Genomic DNA, 20,264 nt, shown 5'->3' with positions numbered 1-20,264 from the left:
GAAAAACTCTAATATACAGTTAGCGCGGCAAACTATCGTTTCGGTGGTTTGCTTTTTTTATTGTGCAGACTTTGATTTTCATGCATGAGACGGGCAAAATATCTAAAGACTTTTTCAAGGAATGCATAATGCAGGACATACCTATGTCACGTTGGTTATCGCCTCTTATGGCGTTTTGCTTATCTTTTGTGATAATGGCCACTTTGGCACCAACCATGGGCATCCAGATTGATCGTCAGCTCGATTTCTGGTTATTGTGGTTTGGCACAATGTTGTTATTGGCATTACCAGTTTGTTATTTGGAAATTGCTTTAGCAAAACGATCTAAAACAACCGCTTTAAATGCGTTATCGAGTTTAACTCGTGAAGCAGATAGTTCACCTAAATGGCGCGTGGTTGGCTGGCTTGCTGTTGTTTTTATTCCTTTCTTAGCGGGTAATGTACTGAGCACTGCAAGCAATATATTAGTTGCGCAGTTTGCCCCAGGCGTTTCCGGTCAAATCATTTTTGCGGGCCTTGCAGTTGCTGCCTTGGTCTTATCATTTATTCCTCGTCAAATTCTTGTTTTGTTAATGACCATAGGGGTAATCGCTTCTATTGTGTTGGCAAATATGATGGGTACCACGTTACAGCCTTGGCATTGGACCAATGTAGAGTTTAAAGAGTGGGGTAATGCAACCGTACTTGCACTTGTAGCGAGCGGGTTAGGTTTAGGACTTTACTGGCAAAATAGTGTTGGTACTGTTCAGACTCAAGAAGGTGCAACTAAAACTGTTCTTCCAATTTGGTTGGCTCAGCTCATTGCTGTAATTGCTTTTGGTTTCTTCTCGCTTCAAGCTCAATTACCAGTCCTTACGTGGATATTTACTGGTGTGATGACATCAGCATTATTTGTGCAGTTAGCAAGAGAACAACTTGCTCAGCGTCAGCTTATGCCTGTTTTACAATGGGTGATTCTTATTGTTGCGATTGCAGTTTGGGCTGTGCCTGAACTTCATAACTTATTTACGTTGATTCTTATGCTTTGGGGCTTACTCATTAGTTTGATCTATGCAATTTTTGCAGGTTGGATTATGAAAATTAGTCACTTACGTAAATCGATGAATTTCAGCAATGAGCTTTTTTATAACCTATGGCGTATTGCTGTACGTATCGTATTGCCGCTTTCAATTATTGTGGCAATGATTGCTGTAATTGGGCAAAGTATCTAATGGAACGCATTCAACAAGTTTGGGTTGCGTTTGCAGCGCCAGAGCAACAGTTTCTAATCTCTGTTCCATTTGAAGAGGGAATGACTGCTTCACAGGCAGTTCAAGTCAGTGGTTTATCAAGTCAAGTTGATTTGCCTGAACCACTTCAGCTCGGCGTTTTTGGAGTAAAAGTAGAAGCTGATGCCGTACTACATGTAGGTGATCGAGTTGAGGTTTATAGACCTTTAACGATTAATCCAAAAGACATTCGTAGAAAACGTGCTGCGAAGAACCCTGTAGGCAGATACATTAAAGGTAATCGCTTTAAGCAATCAGCTCAATAAGCAAAACCCCTCAAGTTTTTTCACTTGAGGGGTTTCTTTTTATTAGAAAAAACGATTATAGTGGTGGGGCAGTTAAAATTGCTTCTTTAGAAGCAGGTAAACCTGGTTGCGATTCTGGAATAGTCTCTAAACCTTCAATTTTAGTTACAGTTCCAGTTCCATCAAAGTAAATTTTTAAATGCTGACCATGTGCTGCGGGGATTTTCGCTTTTTTAGCATATGTTCCCGGGATATAGTTGTAGATATAGTCCCAACGTTGTGGATTGAGGGGATCAGTCACTGTTGGGCTACCAAGCAAAAAGCGCACTTGCTGGAAATTCATGCCGACCTGTACTTGAGAGGCTTGAGCTTTAGTCAATGGAGTCCCTTGAGGAATATCAACCTTATATACACCAAAGATTGAACAACCAGCTAGGAGTGAAGTGACGAATAACGTCAGCACGAGTTTTTGCATTTTGCTACACTATCCCAATAAATTATGATGCATTTGATCAAAGGATAGATCATACTTCATATAAATTCTATTGCCTATTCCAACTTGAGATTTGTTGAGAGACCTTTTTTCATGCCTATTTCCAATCAAGATTTGCGCAAAGCTGGACTTAAAGTTACCCTTCCACGAATTAAGATTTTGGAATTATTAGAAAATTCAAAACAACATCATCTTAGCGCTGAAGATATTTACAAGACTTTGTTAGAGCAAGGGGAAGATGTCGGACTTGCGACAGTTTACCGTGTGTTAACACAATTTGAAGCTGCGGGTATTATTCAACGTCATCATTTTGAAAATAATCATTCTGTTTTCGAAATTATGCAAGAAGACCACCATGATCACTTGGTTTGCCAAAACTGCAACAAAGTTATTGAATTTACTAATGATGTTATCGAGAAAGAACAGCATTCTGTAGCAGAACAACATGGGTTTACCTTAACGGGTCACTCATTAAATCTCTATGGTTACTGTAATGAACCAGAATGTCAGGATGCATTGCGCAAGAAATAATCGTTTTCACACAAAGAAAACAAATAAAAAAGGAAGGTTACGTTTAACCTTCCTTTTTTTATGAAGAAATTACTGACGATCAAAAGTTAAATGCTGTTTTTCGTCTGTTATTTGATCAGGCCCTTCATTTGCAAGCTTAATCGTTAAACGTAAATCGTTTGGTGAGTCGGCATGTTTAAGCGCATCTTTATAAGTAATTTGGCCTGCTTTATATAAGTCGAATAAAGCTTGGTCAAAGGTCTGCATACCAAGCTCACGTGAGCGTTTCATCAAGTCCTTAATTTCATGAATTTCACCTTTACGAATATAGTCTGAAATTAATGGTGAGTTAATTAAGATCTCAATCGCTGCACGGCGTGAATTGCCATCTGGTGTTGGAATAAGCTGCTGTGCAATCATGGCTTTTAAGTTAAGAGACAAGTCCATGTAAAGCTGGCTATGACGGTCACTTTCAAAAAAGTGAATAATACGATCGAGTGCTTGGTTGGCGTTGTTGGCGTGCATTGTAGCTAATACAAGGTGACCTGTTTCAGCAAAGCCAATTGCGTAGTCCATGACTTCACGAGAACGAATCTCACCAATTAAGATGACATCGGGTGCTTGTCGTAATGTATTTTTTAAAGCAATTTCGAAAGAGTCCGTATCAATACCGACTTCACGTTGAGTAATGATGCAGCCTGCATGTTCGTGAATAAACTCAATCGGGTCCTCAATGGTAATGATATGGCCTTTAGAGTTATGGTTACGATGGCTGATCATTGAAGCCAATGAAGTCGATTTACCTGTACCTGTTGCACCTACGAAAATAATAATGCCGCGTTTGGTCATCGATAAATCTTTAAGCACAGTCGGCAACTGTAAGTCATCAATTGAAGGAATTTTCGTTTCAATTCGACGTAGTACCATACCCGGCATGTCACGTTGCTGAAAAGCACTGACACGAAAACGCGCCGTTTTATCGCGGTTCATGATGGCAAAGTTACATTCACGAGTCTCTGCAAATTCTTTACGTTGTTTTTCACTCATGATGGAATGTAAGAGTTGACCAATTACTTCACCTGAAAGGCTATTTTTTGAAATTGGAACAATTTGCCCGTTAATCTTCATTGATGGTGCAACGCCATCTGTAATAAAAAGATCCGATGATTTTTTTTCAACCATCAGGTTGAGCAAGTCATTAAAATCCATAATTGTATTCTCGCTATTTTATTGTTTTTATAGGAATGATTCAGGCTGTTTCGCCGCTGTACGGGCTGTTTGTGGACTAATTACACCACGTGAAACCAAACCTTTTAGGCTTTGGTCGAGGGTTGTCATACCATGGTTAGCACCAGTCTGAATAGCTGAATACATTTGTGCGACTTTGTTTTCACGAATTAAGTTACGAATAGCCGGAATACCAATCATAATTTCATGTGCCGCAACACGACCACCGCCATTCTTTTTAAGCAGGGTTTGTGAAATAACGGCTTGTAAAGATTCAGACAGCATGGCACGAACCATGTCTTTTTCTTCGGCAGGGAATACGTCAATCACACGGTCAATGGTTTTTGCAGCCGATGTGGTGTGAAGCGTACCAAATACCAAGTGACCTGTTTCGGCAGCAGTAAGTGCTAATCGAATCGTTTCAAGGTCACGCATCTCACCGACTAAAATAATATCTGGGTCTTCACGTAGTGCTGAACGAAGGGCTTCATTAAAGCCATGTGTATCACGATGCACTTCACGCTGGTTAATCAGACATTTCTTAGACTGGTGTACAAATTCGATTGGGTCTTCCACCGTTAAAATATGGTCATAGCGGTTTTCGTTAATATAATCGAGCATTGCTGCAAGCGTAGTTGATTTACCCGAACCTGTTGGTCCTGTGACCAGTACAATGCCACGAGGATAGTCGCAAATATCTTTAAAGATTTGCCCTAGACCTAGATCTTCCATGGTGAGGACTTTAGATGGAATGGTACGAAATACTGCACCAGCACCACGGTTTTGATTAAATGCGTTCACACGGAAACGCGCAACATTCGGTACTTCAAAAGAAAAGTCAGTTTCGAGTTTTTCTTCATAGTCACGGCGCTGTTTATCATTCATGATGTCATAAACGAGGCGGTGGACATCTTTATGTTCTAAGGCTGGCAAGTTAATACGACGAACTTCACCATCGACACGAATCATTGGTGGCATACCAGCTGATAAGTGCAAATCGGATGCGCCATTTTTCACAGAGAAGGCGAGTAGCTCTGTAATATCCATAATTTCCCCAAGTAAATCAAAATATGTCATTATTTTGTAGAATAATATACGGCTTTCACCGAGGCTTACCAACACCTCGCTTTAGGTGAAAAGCAAAAAAGTTTTTTGAAAATGAGAACCTTGTCAATGAATTACCTGCAAGATGCGCGGCAGCACGTATTACAGCAAATCAGAACTGCTTGTGAACATGCTCAGCGTGCGCCTGAAACTGTGCAACTTTTAGCCGTATCTAAAACACATCCGAGTGAAAGATTGCGTGAAATGTATGCAGCGGGACAAAGAGCATTCGGCGAAAATTATTTACAAGAAGCTTTGGATAAAATAGAAGCTCTGCATGACTTAGATATTGAATGGCATTTTATTGGACATGTTCAACGTAACAAAACCAAGCATTTGGCTGAAAAGTTTGACTGGGTACATGGAGTAGATCGTTTAATTATTGCAGAGCGTTTGTCTAACCAACGTGGTGATGACCAAGCTGCACTTAATATTTGTTTGCAAGTCAATATTGATGGGCAAGATACTAAAGATGGCTGCGCACCGGAAGAAGTTGCCGAATTGGTTGCTCAAATAAGTCAACTGCCGAAAATCAAGCTGCGTGGCTTAATGGTAATTCCGGCACCAGACAATACTGCCGCTTTTGCAGATGCTAAAAAACTATTTGATGAGGTGAAAGAGCAACATGCCCACGCGCAAGACTGGGACACGTTAAGTATGGGGATGTCAGGTGATTTGGATGCTGCAATTGCTGCAGGTTCAACTATGGTTCGTGTGGGAACTGCTTTGTTTGGAAAACGTGATCCTGTTGTAAAAAAATAACTTTTAAGGTTTAGCTAAATATTTTGTGGCGAAACTGTAATCGGTTAATTTAAATTTAATTTTCCTCATTTATAAACCAGATATTTTAATATTTGAGTGTGTAATGTATGGATTTGTTGCATGTTTTCATTCTGGCAATTATTCAGGGCTTTGCTGAATTATTGCCGGTTTCTAGTTCCGCACACGTTATTTTAGCTGAAAAGTTAATGGGGTATGATCCATCTGCACCTGACATGACCTTCTTACTTGTGATGTTGCACACAGGTACGATGTTTGCCGTGATCGTTTACTTTTGGAAATCTTGGAAAAAGACTTATTTTTCTTCTTGGGAAAGTTTTAAAAAACAAGCCTTCTATATTATTTTGGCAACCCTTATTACAGGTGTACTCGGTTTAGCGCTCCAATCTATTATTAAACATGTATTCTTCGGCGGCGCGAGCAGTTTCGAAATTGAGCATTTGTTTAGTAACTCAAAATTAATGGCGGCTGCACTGATTTCGGCAGGTGTCCTGATTATTTTATCTTCGCGTTTAGATCGCGGACAATCAGGTGAAATCAGTTTGCGTAGTGCTTCTATTATTGGGGCAGTACAGGCGTTATGTTTACCTTTCCGTGGCTTTTCACGTTCTGGCGCTACAATTTCTACAGGATTATTTTTAGGTGTATCTCGCCAAAAAGCTGAAGAGTTCAGTTTTGCATTGGCTGTGGTATTAACGCCAGCAGTAATTCTAAAAGAATTATATCGTTTAGTTCACGCTCAAGGCTTACAAACCGTAGCTCATGGACAAGTATTCCATTCGATAGTTCCAAGCTTATTAGGGATGTGCTTTAGCTTTGGTGCTGGCCTTTTAGCATTAAAATGGTTGTCTTCATGGTTAGAACATGGACGCTGGCATTTATTTGGTTTGTACTGTATTGGTTTCGCAATTGTCGTGCTCTGCGTGAATTAATTTTTTGATGTTTAAAAAATAAAAAATTAGTACAAGACCATACAATAAAAGAGGGGCGTAATTCATACGCCCCTTTGTTATATAAGATTCAATCAAATTTAAGATAAGTACCTAGATTAAATTAACCTACGACTTCAATGGTACTTGCACCAGCGCCAAGTGGTTTCACTTGAATTTGTACTGGAATACGTTCATGCATTTCTTGAATGTGTGAGATGAGAATGACCTGACGTCCCTGATTTTGCAATTGGTCTAAAGCATTCATGACCATGTGCAAAGAAGAAGCATCTAAAGTACCAAAGCCTTCATCAATAAACAGTGATTCAATTTTCATTGAACCCGATGCCATATTGGCAATTGCTAAAGACAAGGCCAGTGCGGTTAAGAATGACTCTCCACCAGATAAAGAAGCAACTGAGCGGGTTTCTCCATCCATGTCGTGGTCAATAATGGCAAGACTTAGAGACTGATCTAGGCGTTTTAACGTATAACGTTGAGACAGCATTGCCAGTTGCTGGTTGGCATGTTCCACTAAAATATCTAGGTGATATTGCTGGGCATAGTCGCGGAACTCTTTACCTTTTGCATCACCAATCAAGCCTGAAATTTTGCTCCAACGATGTTCTTCTTGCTGAATATTTTGAATTTGCTCGGCGTATTGTTGCTGCTTAGCTAGATTTTGCTGATGGACTTCAAGTTTAAGTTTAAGTCGATCACGTACTTCAAGCTGGGTTTTGAGCTCTGCAATATTGTCTTGAATGAGGCTAACAAGCTTTTCATATTGAATATCTGGCTGAGTTTGTAAGTGCTCGCTCAATTGCTCTTGCATGGTTTTAAGGGCAGAAGAGGCTTCACTTAATAAACGCTCGGCATGATTAAGACGGTTACGGATATCTTGCTCTTGAGCTGAATTAATTTGTATGAGCGCTGTAAGATCAGTTGCCTGAAAATCAGTATGGGCTTTTAACCAGTTTTGAATTTGCCCATCAATCTGCTGTTGATGTTGTTCTGTGTGTTGATACTGATGTTTAAGTTGATCGAGCGCCTGTTTTTGCTGTTCAAAGTGTTGTCTGGTTTGTTCGAAACGTTGTTTAGCCTCATGATACGCCGTTTGTTGGTGCTGACGTTTAGCGTCATGCTCAATTAACCATTCATACGGCTTAATATCAGAGAGGCCCGTCATTTGCTGAATGAGCGATACCGCTTTTTCATTATTGTGTTGGCCTTTAAGCGTAATCTCTTGGAGATTTTGATCGATCTCATCAATTTGCTTGGTCATTTGTTCAAAGTTAGCAGTCAACATTTTAAGTTCTTGTTGCTGCTGTTCAAAACGATGTGAAAGCTGTTCTTGTTGCTCAAGCTGCTTAGCGCGTGCATCAAGAATAGTCCAAGTCTGCTTAGCCGTTTGGCTACTCGACTGCTGCCATGCATGCTGTTCGGCTTCAGATAAACACTCAACAATATGTTGAACTTGTTGTTGCCATTGTTGTGCTGTATTCAGCAAGCTTTCATTGCGCTGAATAGATTGAACCAGTTGATTGTGATGTTTAATCGCTTGGGATAAACGCAAGTTTTCTGAGTCAAATGAACTTATGGCAGTTTGCGCGGCTTGTCTGAGTTCGTTCAGCGTTAGCAAGATCTGCTCAGGAGCTTGATTAAGCTCAATATGTAATTGATTGAGCTTAAACGTTTGCTCAAGCTCTTGCTGCAAGCTTGATTGTTTTGTTTGAAGTTGAGCTAGATATTTCTGAACCTGTTCAAGTTCGGCACAGCACTGAGTAAGTGCATGCTGTTGGGTTTGCCATGCATTAAATTTAGTTTGTTCTAGTGCAACAGCTTGCTGCTCTTGTTGTTGCTGCAAATCGAACAAGGCCTTGGAGACTGCACTGTCATCAATACGATAGGGGTGATGTGTGCTTCCGCACACTAGACAAGCTTCACCTTCTTTAAGATTGGCTCGTAATTGCTCAATATTTTCAGTGTGTAGTAAACGCTGCTGTTGCAGGATGTGCTGTAACTTTTCACGCTCAGTTTTTGCTGTTTGGTATTCTTGTTCAGCTAACTGACAAACGGTTTTAAGCTGCTGCTCTTGGGCTGAGACTTGAGTTTGTTTTTCAAAGAATTGCTGAAGCTCAGCGTATAGCTCATGATAAATTTTTATTTTTTGCTGAATTAGATCTAACTGCGTGACTTGAGCAAGTTTCTGATCTTTATCTTTACGTTGCTGTTCAAGCTTTAACTCAACTTGTTCAACTGTGCCGAGTGAAGCTGTGAGTTGTTCGAGTTCACTTTTAGCTTCCGATAATTTTTGGCGGGCAAGGGTAGGATTGCCAAGCTGTTGTTCAATCGCTTCGTAATTTTGAATAAATTGCCTAAGCTGATGCAAATGCGCTGAAAGGCCTTTGTCTAATACAGCGTATTGCTGAGTCTGGATCAGCTGCTGTTGTAGATGAACTTGGTTCTGCTCAAGCTGTGTAATATGCTGTTGCACAATGTTTTGCTGCTGTTGCAATGGACTGAGTTTCTGCTCAAGTACATTTTTCTTTTCTTTGCACTTTTTATATTCATCAGCAATAAAAGCACGTTCTTGAATGGACTGTCGAACTTGATTTAAAGCATGTTGATGCTGTTGCTCAAAATCAAGGGTCTGTTTCAGTTCTTGTTCTGCAAGTTGATATTGTTTTTGCCCTGTTTCAAAAATTTGCACCAACTCATTAAACTTGGTCTGAGCTTGCTGAATTTGCGGCTCAAGTTGTTGTAGTGTTTGTAAATTTTGAGCTTGCTGAAAAACTTGTGGGCGTATTTCAGAGAAAACTTCGAGACGTTTTAATTGCTCACGCTCACTAGTCAATTGTTGATGGTGATTTTGCTGAGTTTGAAACTGTTGCTGTTTCGCTTGAACTTCTTGTTCAAGTTTTGCTTTGTGTTCAAACCATTGTTGCTGTTTGTCTAAGACATGTTTTTGTTGTTCTAACTGTTGATAGTTTTCTTGAGCTTGCTGGTATTGCTCGGTAAATGCAGCAATCTCTTCATCAGACAAAATTTCAATGTGACCTAAAAATTCTTCCAACTGTTTACGCTGCTTTGCAATATCGGCTGTTTTACGAAAAGCCAGTTCACCAATTTTAGCAAAAATGCTGGAGTTGGTTAGGTACTCAAGTAATTCACCGCGTTCGCTGTCTCTAGCTTTTAAAAATGCAGTGACTTCTGACTGAGCAAGTAATACGGCACGCGTAAACTGTTCAAAAGAAAGCTGGGTAATTTGTTTAACTTTTTCATCAACCGCTTTGGCTTTGTCGGCAAGCACCACCCCATCGGTTAAGCATTTTAAGTGGCGCTGTACGCTTTGTAATTTGCCATTTGGGTTTTCACGTGCACGTTTAATTTCCCAACGAGCCAAATAACGTTTTTGATCTTGAGCAATAAAGCAAAGCTCAGCAAAACCATGCCCTGTACCACGGCGTAAGACGGTTAAAGGCGAATTGGTCAGTAACTCGGAACCATCGACATCTTTTAACTTACCATCGCTGTCTTTAAGACGTGGAACCCGATTAAATAAGGCTAGGCACATCGCGTCTAAAATGGTCGATTTACCTGCGCCAGTTTTCCCCACAATTGCAATAAGACCTGCATGAGCCAGAGGTGCGCTTTCAAAATCAATAAAATGTTCATCAGCAAGCGATGCCAGATTTTTTATTCGAATGGATAAAATTTTCATGACATATCCTTAATGGCTTGCATCATTTTCAAGATGTTTTTGTGCTTCTTGTACCAGACTCAGAAAATCTTTTAAGACCGCGTCATCGGCGCTGTAACCTTGTTTTTCCCAAATATTTTGAAAGAGTTTTTCTGGTGTTGGCGGTTCAAGAGCAATCTGTTGGGTGGTATTTGAATTAGTGGTGTCTTTATTGACATATTGACGTGAAATACGCACTAAACGATAGCGGTCAGGTGGTAGAGCTGCTTCAAACTGCTGACGTAAATTCGGCTGTGGCGGCGTTAAACTATAATATTCAATATCGACATATTCACGGTGGTCAATATTTTCAATCACGCCGTGAGGCAAGGCTTTGAGTTGTTGCAGTACTTCGTTTAGCTCACCACGAATGCGGTGCAATTGTATGCAGCGAGGAATTTCGATAGCTTCAAATTGCAATCGGCTGTTTGCCTCCTGACTAGGGTCAACTTTGACTTCAACCACTTGGTGTTTATAGTTAATTTCACTGAAAGAAAGTGGAATGGGTGAACCGCTATAACGAATGTGTGGCTGACCTACTTTTTGTGGTTTATGTAGATGCCCTAAAGCGACATAGTCGACTGCATCTTCAAATAAAGTCGTTGAAAGTGCCTCTTCATTACCAATAATAATGGGGCGTTCAGAGTCGGATGTCTCCCCACCTTGCATATGGGCATGTGACATCAAAATAAGCGCTTGGTCCGGTGTCTTGCGACGTTTGGCTTCGGCAATGAGTTGCTGGTGCAAATAGGCAATTGCGTTTTTGCTATTGGTGGTATGTTCGTTAAAGCCCGTAATTTCAGCCGAGCGTAAAAAAGGTAGGGCAAGGCACCATGCCACAATATCCTGATTTTGATTATAAATAGGTAAAAGTAGCCGATCGAGATCTAGAGTTTTATCTTCATTCCAGCGAACCACGCCCACAGTTTTCGCATTGTATTTTTCTAAAAGCGGTTCGACCTGTTCAATACGGTAGCCTGAGTCATGGTTACCCGCAATCATGAGTGTTTGCATGTGCGGTGCAATGCGATGCGCATCTGCTAAAAATTGGTAGAGTTGTTTTTGTGCCTGAGAACCTGGGTTAATAACATCAAAAATATCGCCAGCAATAAGCAGAGCATGTGGCTGTTTTTCTTGAATTTGAGTGAGCAACCAGCTTAAAAATTGTTGGTGTTCGTAATGTCGAGAGTGATTATAAAAAAACTGCCCCAAATGCCAGTCAGAAGTATGTAGAAAATGTACGGACATAGAAACAGACATCAAGCCAAAATAAACACAGATACGTTAGCATAAATTGGCAGCAGATTTTATCAAGACATTTTAAAGTGCTCGTTATTTAAGCCCATAGTAAAACTTGAATTAAATTTTTCACTTTAAACTCTGCTTTGTTACTATCAGGTCAAACCATGAACTTTGAGAATAAAATGACTATTCATAAATACGAAGTAAAAATACAGTGGGAAGGCAATACGGGTACAGGCACTTCATCTTATCGTTCATATAAACGAGACTTTAGTATTCAGCATCCTCAAAAGACGACTATTCAAGGTTCATCAGACCCTGCCTATTTAGGCGATGTGACCAGATGGAACCCGGAAGATTTATTGGTCGCGTCAGCTTCAGCTTGTCATAAGCTTTGGTATTTACACCTTTGTGCAGTCAATCATATTCACGTTGTGAGTTATGTCGATCATGCACTTGGGTTTATGGAAGATACAGATCCGGTCAAACGTGGTCACTTTACCCAAATTATTTTAAGGCCTGAGGTTGTGTTAGAAAAAGGTGCTGACCCAGAGCTTGCAGCAAAATTGCATGAAGAAGCACATCACGAATGCATGATTGCCAATTCGGTAAATTTTCCAATTACATGTGAAGCCAGTTTTAGCTTTGCTGAATAAACTATATGAAATAGCCACCAATAAAAAAGCGGTGGCTATAAGTTAAAATAAAAAGGCTAAGTAAAATCTTTAAGCTGCATTTTCATCGACTTGGAAAATACCAAAAACGTTATGGTCTAAATCGACAAAATAGCCATGCCAAGCGCGGCCCGGAATAGCAAATTTATCCATTGCGACAATACCGCCTTGCGCTAAAATTTTTGCAGCTACCTCATCGAAATTTTCCACCTGAACCGAACAAGTAAATGCATTAGTGCCATATTCCATTGGTGGTGTTTGAGCGGGACGTTTTAAAAGGCCGCCCATAATTGAAGGGGTTTCGATACGGTAGTATTCAATCGGTAAGTTTGGATCTAATTTAAATTGCCAGCCGAACACAGCTTGGTAAAACTGCGCGTCGCGAGCAGGGTTTGAAGACTGGATTTCAAAATAGGCAATGTTGTTCATATTATTTAAAACATATTTTTATGGTGTAAAAAGTATACGCATGGCTTTCATGGCTATGAAATAACGATTGTGTATGTTGAGCGTAAAATGAACGTGCTAGAAAATAAAAACCGACGATTCGAGTGATGAGAGAATCGTCGGTCAAAGACTTCATCAAGGGTTTCGGCTGCTAACAAAACCTAATCCGAAGGAAGAAAGAGTCGTAATGAAAGGTCACCGAAACAATTTTGCGGATGCCGTGCAAAGGAAGTATTCGGTTGCTGCGACCTTGTTACTCTATATAACGTCAAGAGATCAGGATTGGTTGACAGAAAAATGAAAAAAAATCGAAAAAAATTTATAATTATTTTTTGAACCCATAAATTAGGCAAAAATATGACCAAATTACGTTCTTACTTTCTCTGGTTTTTTGCTTTATGCATCGTGCTCACTTTAATTGTCGGTGTAATTGCAGCACTATTACCAGCGAGTGTAGGCGGTATTTTAACAGCCGTTCCATATTTAGGCGCAATGATTTTTGTCTTATTTAGATTTTTAAAGAAAGAACGCCGTGCACCGACTGTACCAGAAAAAAAGAAATTTACTTTAGGCTTTACCCTCATATTTTGGGGCTATAACTTGTGTGGTGTTTTGTTCGGTCTGTTTTTATTTTCAAGAAAAGACCCTGAGATTTTGCAAAACTTTATGCTTTACCTCAAGCAGCCTCAGTTCTTAAGTATTATGGTCATTATGATTTTAATGTTGGCTATTCCGCTGTATTTAATTACTTACTGGTTTTATGGCAAACAGGCACAGCGTATGGCAGACAAAATGTTTAATGTGCAATAGATCACTAGGAAAACTCATACGATTAAATATAAATGAGTCTTATACAATAAAATAAAACTTGAATCCTCAGCTTAGGAGGAAATATGAATAAGAATGTATTAATTACTGGTGCCAGTGGTTTTATCGGAACGCATTTAATTAAGTTCCTATTACAAAAAAATTATAACGTGATTGCGGTGACACGGCAGGCTGGAAAGGAATCTGACCATCCTGCCTTGCAGTGGGTACGAAAGTTCGAAGATATCTCAACCCATAAAATTGATTATGTAGTGAATTTGGCAGGTGCCAATATTGGTGAGAAACGCTGGACCGAGTCACGTAAAAAACAACTCATTGAAAGTCGTGTAAATACGACTCGAAAACTTTATGTGTGGCTCAAGCAATCTCAAATTTTTCCTGAAGTGATTGTCTCTGGTTCTGCAATTGGTTATTACGGGATCGATGTTCAAGAAAAGTGGACAGAGGTGTGCACTGAACAAAGCTCGCCACAACCTATTTTTATGTCCGAGCTTTGCCAAGAGTGGGAGCGCGCAGCGTTAGCAGACGCTCAGCAAAATACTAAAATTATTCGTTTAGGCGTAGTGTTCGGGCAGGGTGGTGGTATCTTGCCTAAAATGTTATTTCCTATACGACTTAATTTAGTCGGTCAAATTGGTCACGGGCACCAGCCTGTGGTTTGGGTACATATTGAAGATGTGTTAAATGCCATCGAGTTTATATTTCAGCATCCTCAATCTGCTCAAATTCATAATGTGGTAGCGCCAGAAAATGTGACCCAACAAGCTTTTGTTGAACAAGCTGCACAAGTTTTAAATAAGAAACCAATGTTGTCGGCGCCGAGCACAGTTTTCCGCTGTTTGTTAGGAGAGCAGTCGCAATTGATTTTGAATGGGCAATACGTTAAACCTGCTGCCTTACAAGCTGAAGGATTTGAGTTTGCTTATCCTCAATTAAAAATGGCTTTAGAGAATATACTCGCCTCAGGCTAAGATTTTATTTTGCAAACGCTCTGGTGAATATGCTTTGGCATCAACTAAAGTTGGTTGCCCTAGCATAAGTTGACGAAGCAATTGTGCAGAACCTGCGCCCATACACAAACCATTTCTAAAGTGACCAAAGTTTGCCCATAGGTTATCCATTTCAGGCATTTTGCCAATGTACGGAACGCCATTTGGTGAACTTGGTCTAAGTCCTGCCCAGCGATGTACAATCGGGAAATCGGCCAGTTCAGGCACCATTTCTAAACATGCTTCTAAAATATTGTGCTGAGTCGTTTCGTCGGTAGAGGTGTCAAAACCACGATGTGCCATGCTAGACCCACACACAATATGACCGTCCATACGTGGAATCAAATACATGACTCGATTCATACACATGGTCGGTAGCCAGTGAGCAGGAGTTTTAAATAACAGCATTTGGCCTTGAACAGGTTCGACTGGAATTTCGAGTTGTAATTGTGAGTTCCAGTAATGGCTCCAAGCGCCTGAAGTTATTACAAAATGGTCTGCTGTATGTTTGCGACCATCTTCGGTTTGGAGCGCTTGTATGGCATCACCTTGTTGAATCAGTTTTTTAACAGGAGTGTGTTCAAAAAACTCAACATTTGGATGTTGCTTTAAATAGCGAATCAGGGACTGTAATACACGCGGATTACGAATATTAGACAGTTCAGGGAAATAAATCGCTTCTTGAAACTGATCGGAAATATGCGGGTTGACTTGCTCTAGGGCATCTCGCTGTAAATATTCACAACGCTGCATTGGTTCTTGATGCTGCTCGGCGTAGGACAAACCAACGTCAAAATCTTCTTCATCAAAAATCAGCATGCCTGTGTCATGAATTTCAAAATCAATCCCTGTAATAGGGTAGAGCTTTTGGTTCCATGCTTGATAAGAGGCTTTACCAAATTGAGCAAGTTGGTTCACTGCATGCACATAACGCCACGGGTACATCGGAGAGAGAATACCTCCGCCAGCCCAAGAGGCTGCTTGTCCCGCTTGTTGTTGATCAAAAATGCTGATGGTACAGCCTTGTTCAGCCAACTCCAGCGCAGACATTAATCCACTTATGCCCGCGCCAATAATTGCAATATGCATGCAGTGTTATCCTTTCTCTGCGAACTTAGTTCATTTCCTTGAGTTTTTCAGCAGCGGTTTCTGCAAAGTAAGTCCAGATTCCGTCTGCACCAGCGCGGCGGCAGCACATGAGTGATTCTAAAATCACTGATTCTGATAACCAGCCATTTTGAATTGCGCTAGCTAACATTGCATATTCACCACTCACTTGATAAATGAATGTTGGAATACCAAAGGTATCTTTCACTTCACGTACCACATCCAGATATGGCATGCCCGGTTTTACAATCACCATGTCGGCGCCTTCTTGAATATCAAGCGCAACTTCGTGTAAAGCTTCGGCACGGTTACCAAAGTCCATCTGGTAGTTATATTTATTACCACCTTTTAGGTTGGTTGCAGAGCCAACAGCATCACGGAACGGACCATAGAAGCTAGACGCATATTTTGCAGAGTAGGCCATGATGTTGGTATAGATGTAACCATTGGCTTCTAAAGCTTGGCGAATCGCGCCAATACGGCCATCCATCATATCACTTGGTGCAACGACATCGGCACCTGCTTCTGCGTGACTTAAGGCTTGTTTAATCAAGCATTCTACAGTCTCGTCATTGAGCACATAGCCTGTTTCATCAATAATGCCGTCTTGACCATGAGTCGTATATGGGTCGAGTGCACCATCAGTGATTAATACCATTTCTGGCAATTCTTTTTTAAGCAAACGACAAGTGGTTTGAACTAAACCATCTTCATGCCATGCAGCTTCTGCGGTAAGGCTTTTATCTTCTTGAGGTGTTACAGGGAAAAGAGCCAGTTTTGATACACCTAATTTCAGAAGTCTTTCAGCTTTTTTCAGTAATAAATCTGCCGACAAACGCTGAATGTTTGGCATACTTGGAATATCTTGAGTCTGATTTTGTCCTGGTAATACAAATACTGGATAAATCAAGTGATTGGTAGTGAGCTGTGTTTCGCTGACCATCGCACGCAACTGGTCATTTTTACGGATACGGCGCATGCGAGTAGCTGGAAATGCAGGACGATTGAACGTATAAGTCATAACAATCTCGATGTTCGGTATTACACTAGGATAGGTTGGCGGATATTCCATTACTGTCAACCGACTGCTGTATTGTAGACCCATAATGCTAGATTTGTACAAAATTATGGGTATTTATCATGCTTTTAAATTTAGGCAACGTATGAGTGATGAAAAGAAAAATTGGACGGGGAACATACAATTAGGCGCTAAAACTGACCTAAATGTGGTTCTCAACCAATTGTGTAAAGCGTTTAATAATTGTCCTTTTTTTAAGCATAGTGGAATGATTATGCGTGTGGTAGATGGGCATATTGAAGGCTATGTTGAAATGAAACCTGATCTCATTGGCAATTTGGCTTTTCAGGTTTTGCATGGTGGTGTGGCTGCAACTTTGCTCGATAGCATTGGTGGAATTGTGGCAATGGAACATCTCTATCGCCGCTCAACGCCGGAAACCCTGCCTGAAACCATTAAACAAGTTACACGCTTGGCAACCGTCGATATGCGTGTAGATTATTTGGCGCCGGGACGCGGTAAGTATTTTATTGCGCGTGCAGAAGTGTTACGTTTAGGTCGTAAAGGCTGCACTATGCGTATGACGATGGTGAATGATGAAGATAAACCCATCGCTGCGGGGATCGCTTCATATGCCTATTAGGCGATGAATTGAACACTTTAAAAGCGCCATGTGCGCTTTTTTTAGTGCTTGAAAAGCTAGAATTTTCATAAAAATCTTGAGATAAACATTAATTTAATTAGAACGAACGCATGAGTTATATTTTTTTATTCTCACATCATGAGGTTTTAGCGTTAAAATTGACTGCTTTGACAATGCGATATGTCTTGTTTATAGAATAATAAAAACTCTATAACAAGGTGTAGTGCAAGATTGATGGCAAAGCCAACTCATCTTTAGGAACATACCATGACTGATGCACAAAGCAATGTACAAGAAACAGTGCCAACAACATCTGCCTCGGATGACAACAACCAAAACAAGCGCAAAAAATTTCTTGGTTTTTTTGCGCTGATTTTATTGATCGCCGCTATTTTATATGCAATTTGGGCATTATTTTTAAATCACTCGGTGAGTACAGATAATGCTTATGTCGGTGCAGAAACCGCGCAAATTACCTCAATGGTGAGTGGTCAGGTCGCTCAGGTTTTGGTAAATGATACTCAAACAGTACATCGGGGTGATGTGCTGGTTCGTATTGATGACCGTGATGCCAAAATTGCATTGGCACAAGCCGAGGCAGAACTTGCCAAAGCAAAACGCCAATACAAACAGACTGCGGCAAACAGTAGCTCATTAAACTCTCAAGTTGTGGTCCGTGCTGACGAAATTAACAGTGCCAAAGCACAAGTTGCCCAAGCACAGGCCGACTATGACAAAGCTGCTTTAGAGCTTAATCGCCGTGCGCAGCTTGCTGCTTCTGGTGCGGTATCTAAAGAAGAACTCACCAAAGCACAAAGTGCAGTTGAAACTGCTAAAGCAGGACTAGAGCTTGCTAAAGCTGGCTTGGCACAAGCGACTTCTAGCCGTAAAGCTGCCGAAAGCACTTTAGCTGCAAACGAAGCGTTAATTCAGGGTGTAAGCGAAACATCGACTCCGGATGTACAAGTTGCACAAGCACATGTGGAACAAGCTCAGCTTGACTTGGAACGTACCGTAATACGTGCACCAGTTGATGGTGTCATTACACGTCGTAATATTCAGGTTGGACAACGTGTGGCACCGGGTAGCAGTATGATGATGATTGTGCCGCTGAACGAGTTATATGTAGACGCTAACTTCAAAGAAAGTCAGTTGAAAAAAGTCCGCCCAGGCCAGCCAGTCACATTAACGTCAGATTTATATGGTGATGATGTTGAATACCACGGCAAAGTGGTGGGCTTCTCTGGTGGTACAGGCTCTGCCTTTGCCTTAATTCCGGCTCAAAACGCAACAGGTAACTGGATTAAAGTAGTTCAACGCTTACCGGTTCGTATTGCACTTGACCCGAAAGAACTTGCTGAACACCCACTACGTGTTGGCTTGTCGATGGAAGCAAAAGTCGACTTATCTGCGAAGTAAACGCTTATGAAAACGCAAACACCTTTTGCCGAGTTAAGCGGTGGACGTTTACTACTGGCAGCGTTTGTTATTGCCTTGTCGAACTTTATGGTCGTACTTGATACGACCATTGCCAACGTCTCTGTACCGCATATTACCGGTAACCTTGCTGTTTCAAGTACACAAGGAACATGGGTCGTTACTTCATATGCAGTTGCAGAAGCGATTTGTGTACCTTTAACGGGCTGGCTGGCTGGCCGTTTTGGGACGGTACGGGTCTTTATTTTTGGTTTAATTGGCTTTACGGTCTTTTCTTTCCTGTGCGGTTTGGCAACATCGTTAGAAATGTTGGTATTTTTCCGTATTGGGCAGGGCCTTTGTGGCGGCCCGCTTATGCCACTTAGCCAAACCTTGCTTATGCGTATTTTCCCTCAAGAAAAACATGCACAGGCGATGGGCCTATGGGCAATGACCACAGTCGTTGGACCAATTCTAGGGCCAATTTTGGGTGGTCTGATTAGTGATAACCTGTCTTGGCACTGGATCTTCTTTATTAACTTACCGGTTGGTATTGTCTGTGTATTAGCAGCAATGCGCTTGTTAAGAGTTGCCGAAACAGAAACCATTTCTTTAAGAATCGACACTGTTGGTTTAGGTCTATTAATTCTATGGATTGGTGCATTACAGCTTATGCTTGACTTGGGGCATGAACGCGACTGGTTTAATAGTACGAGTATTGTCGTTTTAGGCTTAACTGCCGCTATTGGCTTTGTGGTGTTCCTGATATGGGAACTCACCGATAAACATCCCGTGGTAGATGTCAAAGTCTTTAGGCATAGGGGCTTTGCAATTTCGGTACTGGCCTTGTCGCTTGGCTTTGGCGCATTCTTTGGCAGTATTGTATTGATACCGCAGTGGCTACAAATGAACCTTTCCTATACCGCGACGTGGGCCGGTTATTTAACCGCAACCATGGGTTTTGGTAGTTTGACCATGTCACCGATTGTGGCAAAACTTTCGACCAAACATGACCCGCGTGCGCTGGCGAGTTTCGGTTTAATTTTGCTGGGTATAGTGACCTTAATGCGGGCATTCTGGACTACAGATGCCGACTTTATGGCGTTGGCTTGGCCGCAAATTTTGCAAGGTTTTGCTGTACCGTTCTTCTTTATTCCATTGTCGAATATTGCGCTTGGTTCGGTACTCCAGCAAGAGATTGCATCTGCTGCGGGTCTCATGAACTTCCTAAGAACCATGGCAGGGGCGATTGGTGCTTCAATTGCAGTGACCGTATGGGATGACCACGCCAAAGTTGCTCGTAGTGAAATGGTGTCCAACCTGAACCCAACCGAAGTACAAAACAACCTTCTGCAAAATGGTTTTACGACTGACTCGACCTTAGGAATTATTTCTAACCTTGTCGATAAAGAAGCCATTACCATGTCAGCAAACCATGTATTTTTGCTATTTGCGATTGTGTTTGTCTTTGCGGGGCTGGTCATTTGGCTGTGTCCAAAACCCAAACAGGTCAGTGGTATGCCTTCTCACTAAACATCAAAAAGCATCTCTTCGGAGGTGCTTTTTTTAGGCCTGCTACAAAATGAGTGAGTTTATAAACAGCAG

Annotated in this window: 19 protein-coding genes; 11 read left to right on the top strand and 8 right to left on the bottom strand. The window is 41.1% G+C overall.

Annotation, left to right across the window (positions count from 1 at the left end; genetic code table 11):
• Positions 1–143 precede the first annotated feature (143 nt).
• Both MKL35_RS19255 and MKL35_RS19250 read left to right on the top strand, forming a co-directional pair.
• On the top strand, positions 144–1,211 hold the full coding sequence (locus tag MKL35_RS19255) for a hypothetical protein (protein WP_004710227.1): 1,068 nt from the start codon (positions 144–146) through the stop codon (positions 1,209–1,211).
• Entirely contained in the window at positions 1,211–1,534 is a 324-nt protein-coding gene (locus tag MKL35_RS19250; RefSeq protein ID WP_032010899.1) for an RnfH family protein, read from the top strand. The genes MKL35_RS19255 and MKL35_RS19250 overlap by 1 nt, the downstream gene beginning before the upstream one ends.
• A 55-nt stretch (positions 1,535–1,589) precedes the next feature.
• On the opposite strand, the gene MKL35_RS19245 is transcribed toward MKL35_RS19250, so the two are convergent.
• Positions 1,590–1,988, bottom strand: a complete 399-nt coding sequence (locus tag MKL35_RS19245) for an outer membrane protein assembly factor BamE (RefSeq protein WP_001170994.1) — start codon at positions 1,986–1,988, stop codon at positions 1,590–1,592.
• A 111-nt stretch (positions 1,989–2,099) separates the two neighbouring features.
• Here MKL35_RS19245 and fur point away from each other — a divergent pair, with 111 nt between their 5' ends.
• Positions 2,100–2,537 carry a ferric iron uptake transcriptional regulator gene (gene fur / locus MKL35_RS19240; RefSeq protein ID WP_002052029.1) on the top strand — a complete coding sequence of 146 codons (438 nt, stop codon included), beginning with the start codon at positions 2,100–2,102 and terminating at the stop codon, positions 2,535–2,537.
• 69 nt (positions 2,538–2,606) lie between these two features.
• Here the strand turns inward: fur and MKL35_RS19235 are convergent, their stop codons facing one another.
• On the bottom strand, positions 2,607–3,725 hold the full coding sequence (locus MKL35_RS19235; RefSeq protein ID WP_002052019.1) for a PilT/PilU family type 4a pilus ATPase: 1,119 nt from the start codon (positions 3,723–3,725) through the stop codon (positions 2,607–2,609).
• A 27-nt stretch (positions 3,726–3,752) separates the two neighbouring features.
• Positions 3,753–4,790 carry a type IV pilus twitching motility protein PilT gene (locus MKL35_RS19230; protein WP_006581387.1) on the bottom strand — a complete coding sequence of 346 codons (1,038 nt, stop codon included), beginning with the start codon at positions 4,788–4,790 and terminating at the stop codon, positions 3,753–3,755.
• Between the two features lie 126 nt (positions 4,791–4,916).
• Here MKL35_RS19230 and MKL35_RS19225 point away from each other — a divergent pair, with 126 nt between their 5' ends.
• Positions 4,917–5,609 (top strand): YggS family pyridoxal phosphate-dependent enzyme, encoded by a 693-nt coding sequence (locus MKL35_RS19225; protein ID WP_032010894.1) that lies wholly within the window; start codon positions 4,917–4,919, stop codon positions 5,607–5,609.
• 107 nt (positions 5,610–5,716) lie between these two features.
• Complete coding sequence (locus MKL35_RS19220; protein ID WP_006581385.1) at positions 5,717–6,559, top strand: undecaprenyl-diphosphate phosphatase; 843 nt, start codon at positions 5,717–5,719, stop codon at positions 6,557–6,559.
• Positions 6,560–6,680: 121 nt separating this feature from the next.
• On the opposite strand, the gene MKL35_RS19215 is transcribed toward MKL35_RS19220, so the two are convergent.
• Positions 6,681–10,277 (bottom strand): AAA family ATPase, encoded by a 3,597-nt coding sequence (locus MKL35_RS19215; protein ID WP_032010892.1) that lies wholly within the window; start codon positions 10,275–10,277, stop codon positions 6,681–6,683.
• A 9-nt stretch (positions 10,278–10,286) separates the two neighbouring features.
• On the bottom strand, positions 10,287–11,555 hold the full coding sequence (locus MKL35_RS19210) for an exonuclease SbcCD subunit D (protein ID WP_032010891.1): 1,269 nt from the start codon (positions 11,553–11,555) through the stop codon (positions 10,287–10,289).
• Positions 11,556–11,719: 164 nt separating this feature from the next.
• Between MKL35_RS19210 and MKL35_RS19205 the strand changes: the two genes are divergently transcribed.
• Positions 11,720–12,193 (top strand): OsmC family protein, encoded by a 474-nt coding sequence (locus MKL35_RS19205; protein ID WP_032010889.1) that lies wholly within the window; start codon positions 11,720–11,722, stop codon positions 12,191–12,193.
• A 69-nt stretch (positions 12,194–12,262) separates the two neighbouring features.
• Here MKL35_RS19205 and MKL35_RS19200 read toward each other — a convergent pair whose 3' ends face one another.
• Positions 12,263–12,640, bottom strand: coding sequence for a VOC family protein (locus tag MKL35_RS19200; RefSeq protein ID WP_032010887.1), 378 nt, complete (start codon positions 12,638–12,640; stop codon positions 12,263–12,265).
• Positions 12,641–13,015: 375 nt separating this feature from the next.
• Between MKL35_RS19200 and MKL35_RS19195 the strand changes: the two genes are divergently transcribed.
• Positions 13,016–13,468 (top strand): ABZJ_00895 family protein, encoded by a 453-nt coding sequence (locus MKL35_RS19195; RefSeq protein WP_017398091.1) that lies wholly within the window; start codon positions 13,016–13,018, stop codon positions 13,466–13,468.
• Between the two features lie 83 nt (positions 13,469–13,551).
• Entirely contained in the window at positions 13,552–14,457 is a 906-nt protein-coding gene (locus tag MKL35_RS19190) for a TIGR01777 family oxidoreductase (protein WP_032010885.1), read from the top strand.
• Here the strand turns inward: MKL35_RS19190 and MKL35_RS19185 are convergent.
• Together MKL35_RS19185 and hemB are read right to left on the bottom strand one after the other, a co-directional pair.
• Positions 14,449–15,564 (bottom strand): NAD(P)/FAD-dependent oxidoreductase, encoded by a 1,116-nt coding sequence (locus MKL35_RS19185; protein WP_032010884.1) that lies wholly within the window; start codon positions 15,562–15,564, stop codon positions 14,449–14,451. The two genes, MKL35_RS19190 and MKL35_RS19185, sit on opposite strands and share 9 nt — an antisense overlap.
• Positions 15,565–15,589: 25 nt before the next feature.
• The gene (hemB, locus tag MKL35_RS19180; protein WP_032010882.1) at positions 15,590–16,603 is read right to left on the bottom strand and encodes a porphobilinogen synthase; all 1,014 of its coding nucleotides are present in this window, start codon (positions 16,601–16,603) and stop codon (positions 15,590–15,592) included.
• A 142-nt stretch (positions 16,604–16,745) separates the two neighbouring features.
• Here hemB and MKL35_RS19175 point away from each other — a divergent pair, with 142 nt between their 5' ends.
• From MKL35_RS19175 to MKL35_RS19165, 3 genes are all read left to right on the top strand, one after another.
• Positions 16,746–17,243, top strand: coding sequence for a thioesterase family protein (locus tag MKL35_RS19175; RefSeq protein ID WP_004710212.1), 498 nt, complete (start codon positions 16,746–16,748; stop codon positions 17,241–17,243).
• A 267-nt stretch (positions 17,244–17,510) separates the two neighbouring features.
• Positions 17,511–18,662: an EmrA/EmrK family multidrug efflux transporter periplasmic adaptor subunit gene (locus MKL35_RS19170; RefSeq protein ID WP_004710210.1), complete on the top strand. Its 1,152-nt coding sequence runs from the start codon at positions 17,511–17,513 to the stop codon at positions 18,660–18,662.
• A gap of 6 nt (positions 18,663–18,668) precedes the next feature.
• On the top strand, positions 18,669–20,192 hold the full coding sequence (locus MKL35_RS19165; protein WP_032010880.1) for a DHA2 family efflux MFS transporter permease subunit: 1,524 nt from the start codon (positions 18,669–18,671) through the stop codon (positions 20,190–20,192).
• Positions 20,193–20,264: the final 72 nt, after the last annotated feature.

This window comes from Acinetobacter sp. AOR41_HL, from assembly GCF_027854645.1.
GTDB classification, from domain to species: Bacteria; Pseudomonadota; Gammaproteobacteria; order Pseudomonadales; family Moraxellaceae; genus Acinetobacter; species Acinetobacter nosocomialis.
Note: the sequence above shows the minus strand (reverse complement) of the source record. Positions and strands in the feature narration are given on the sequence as shown.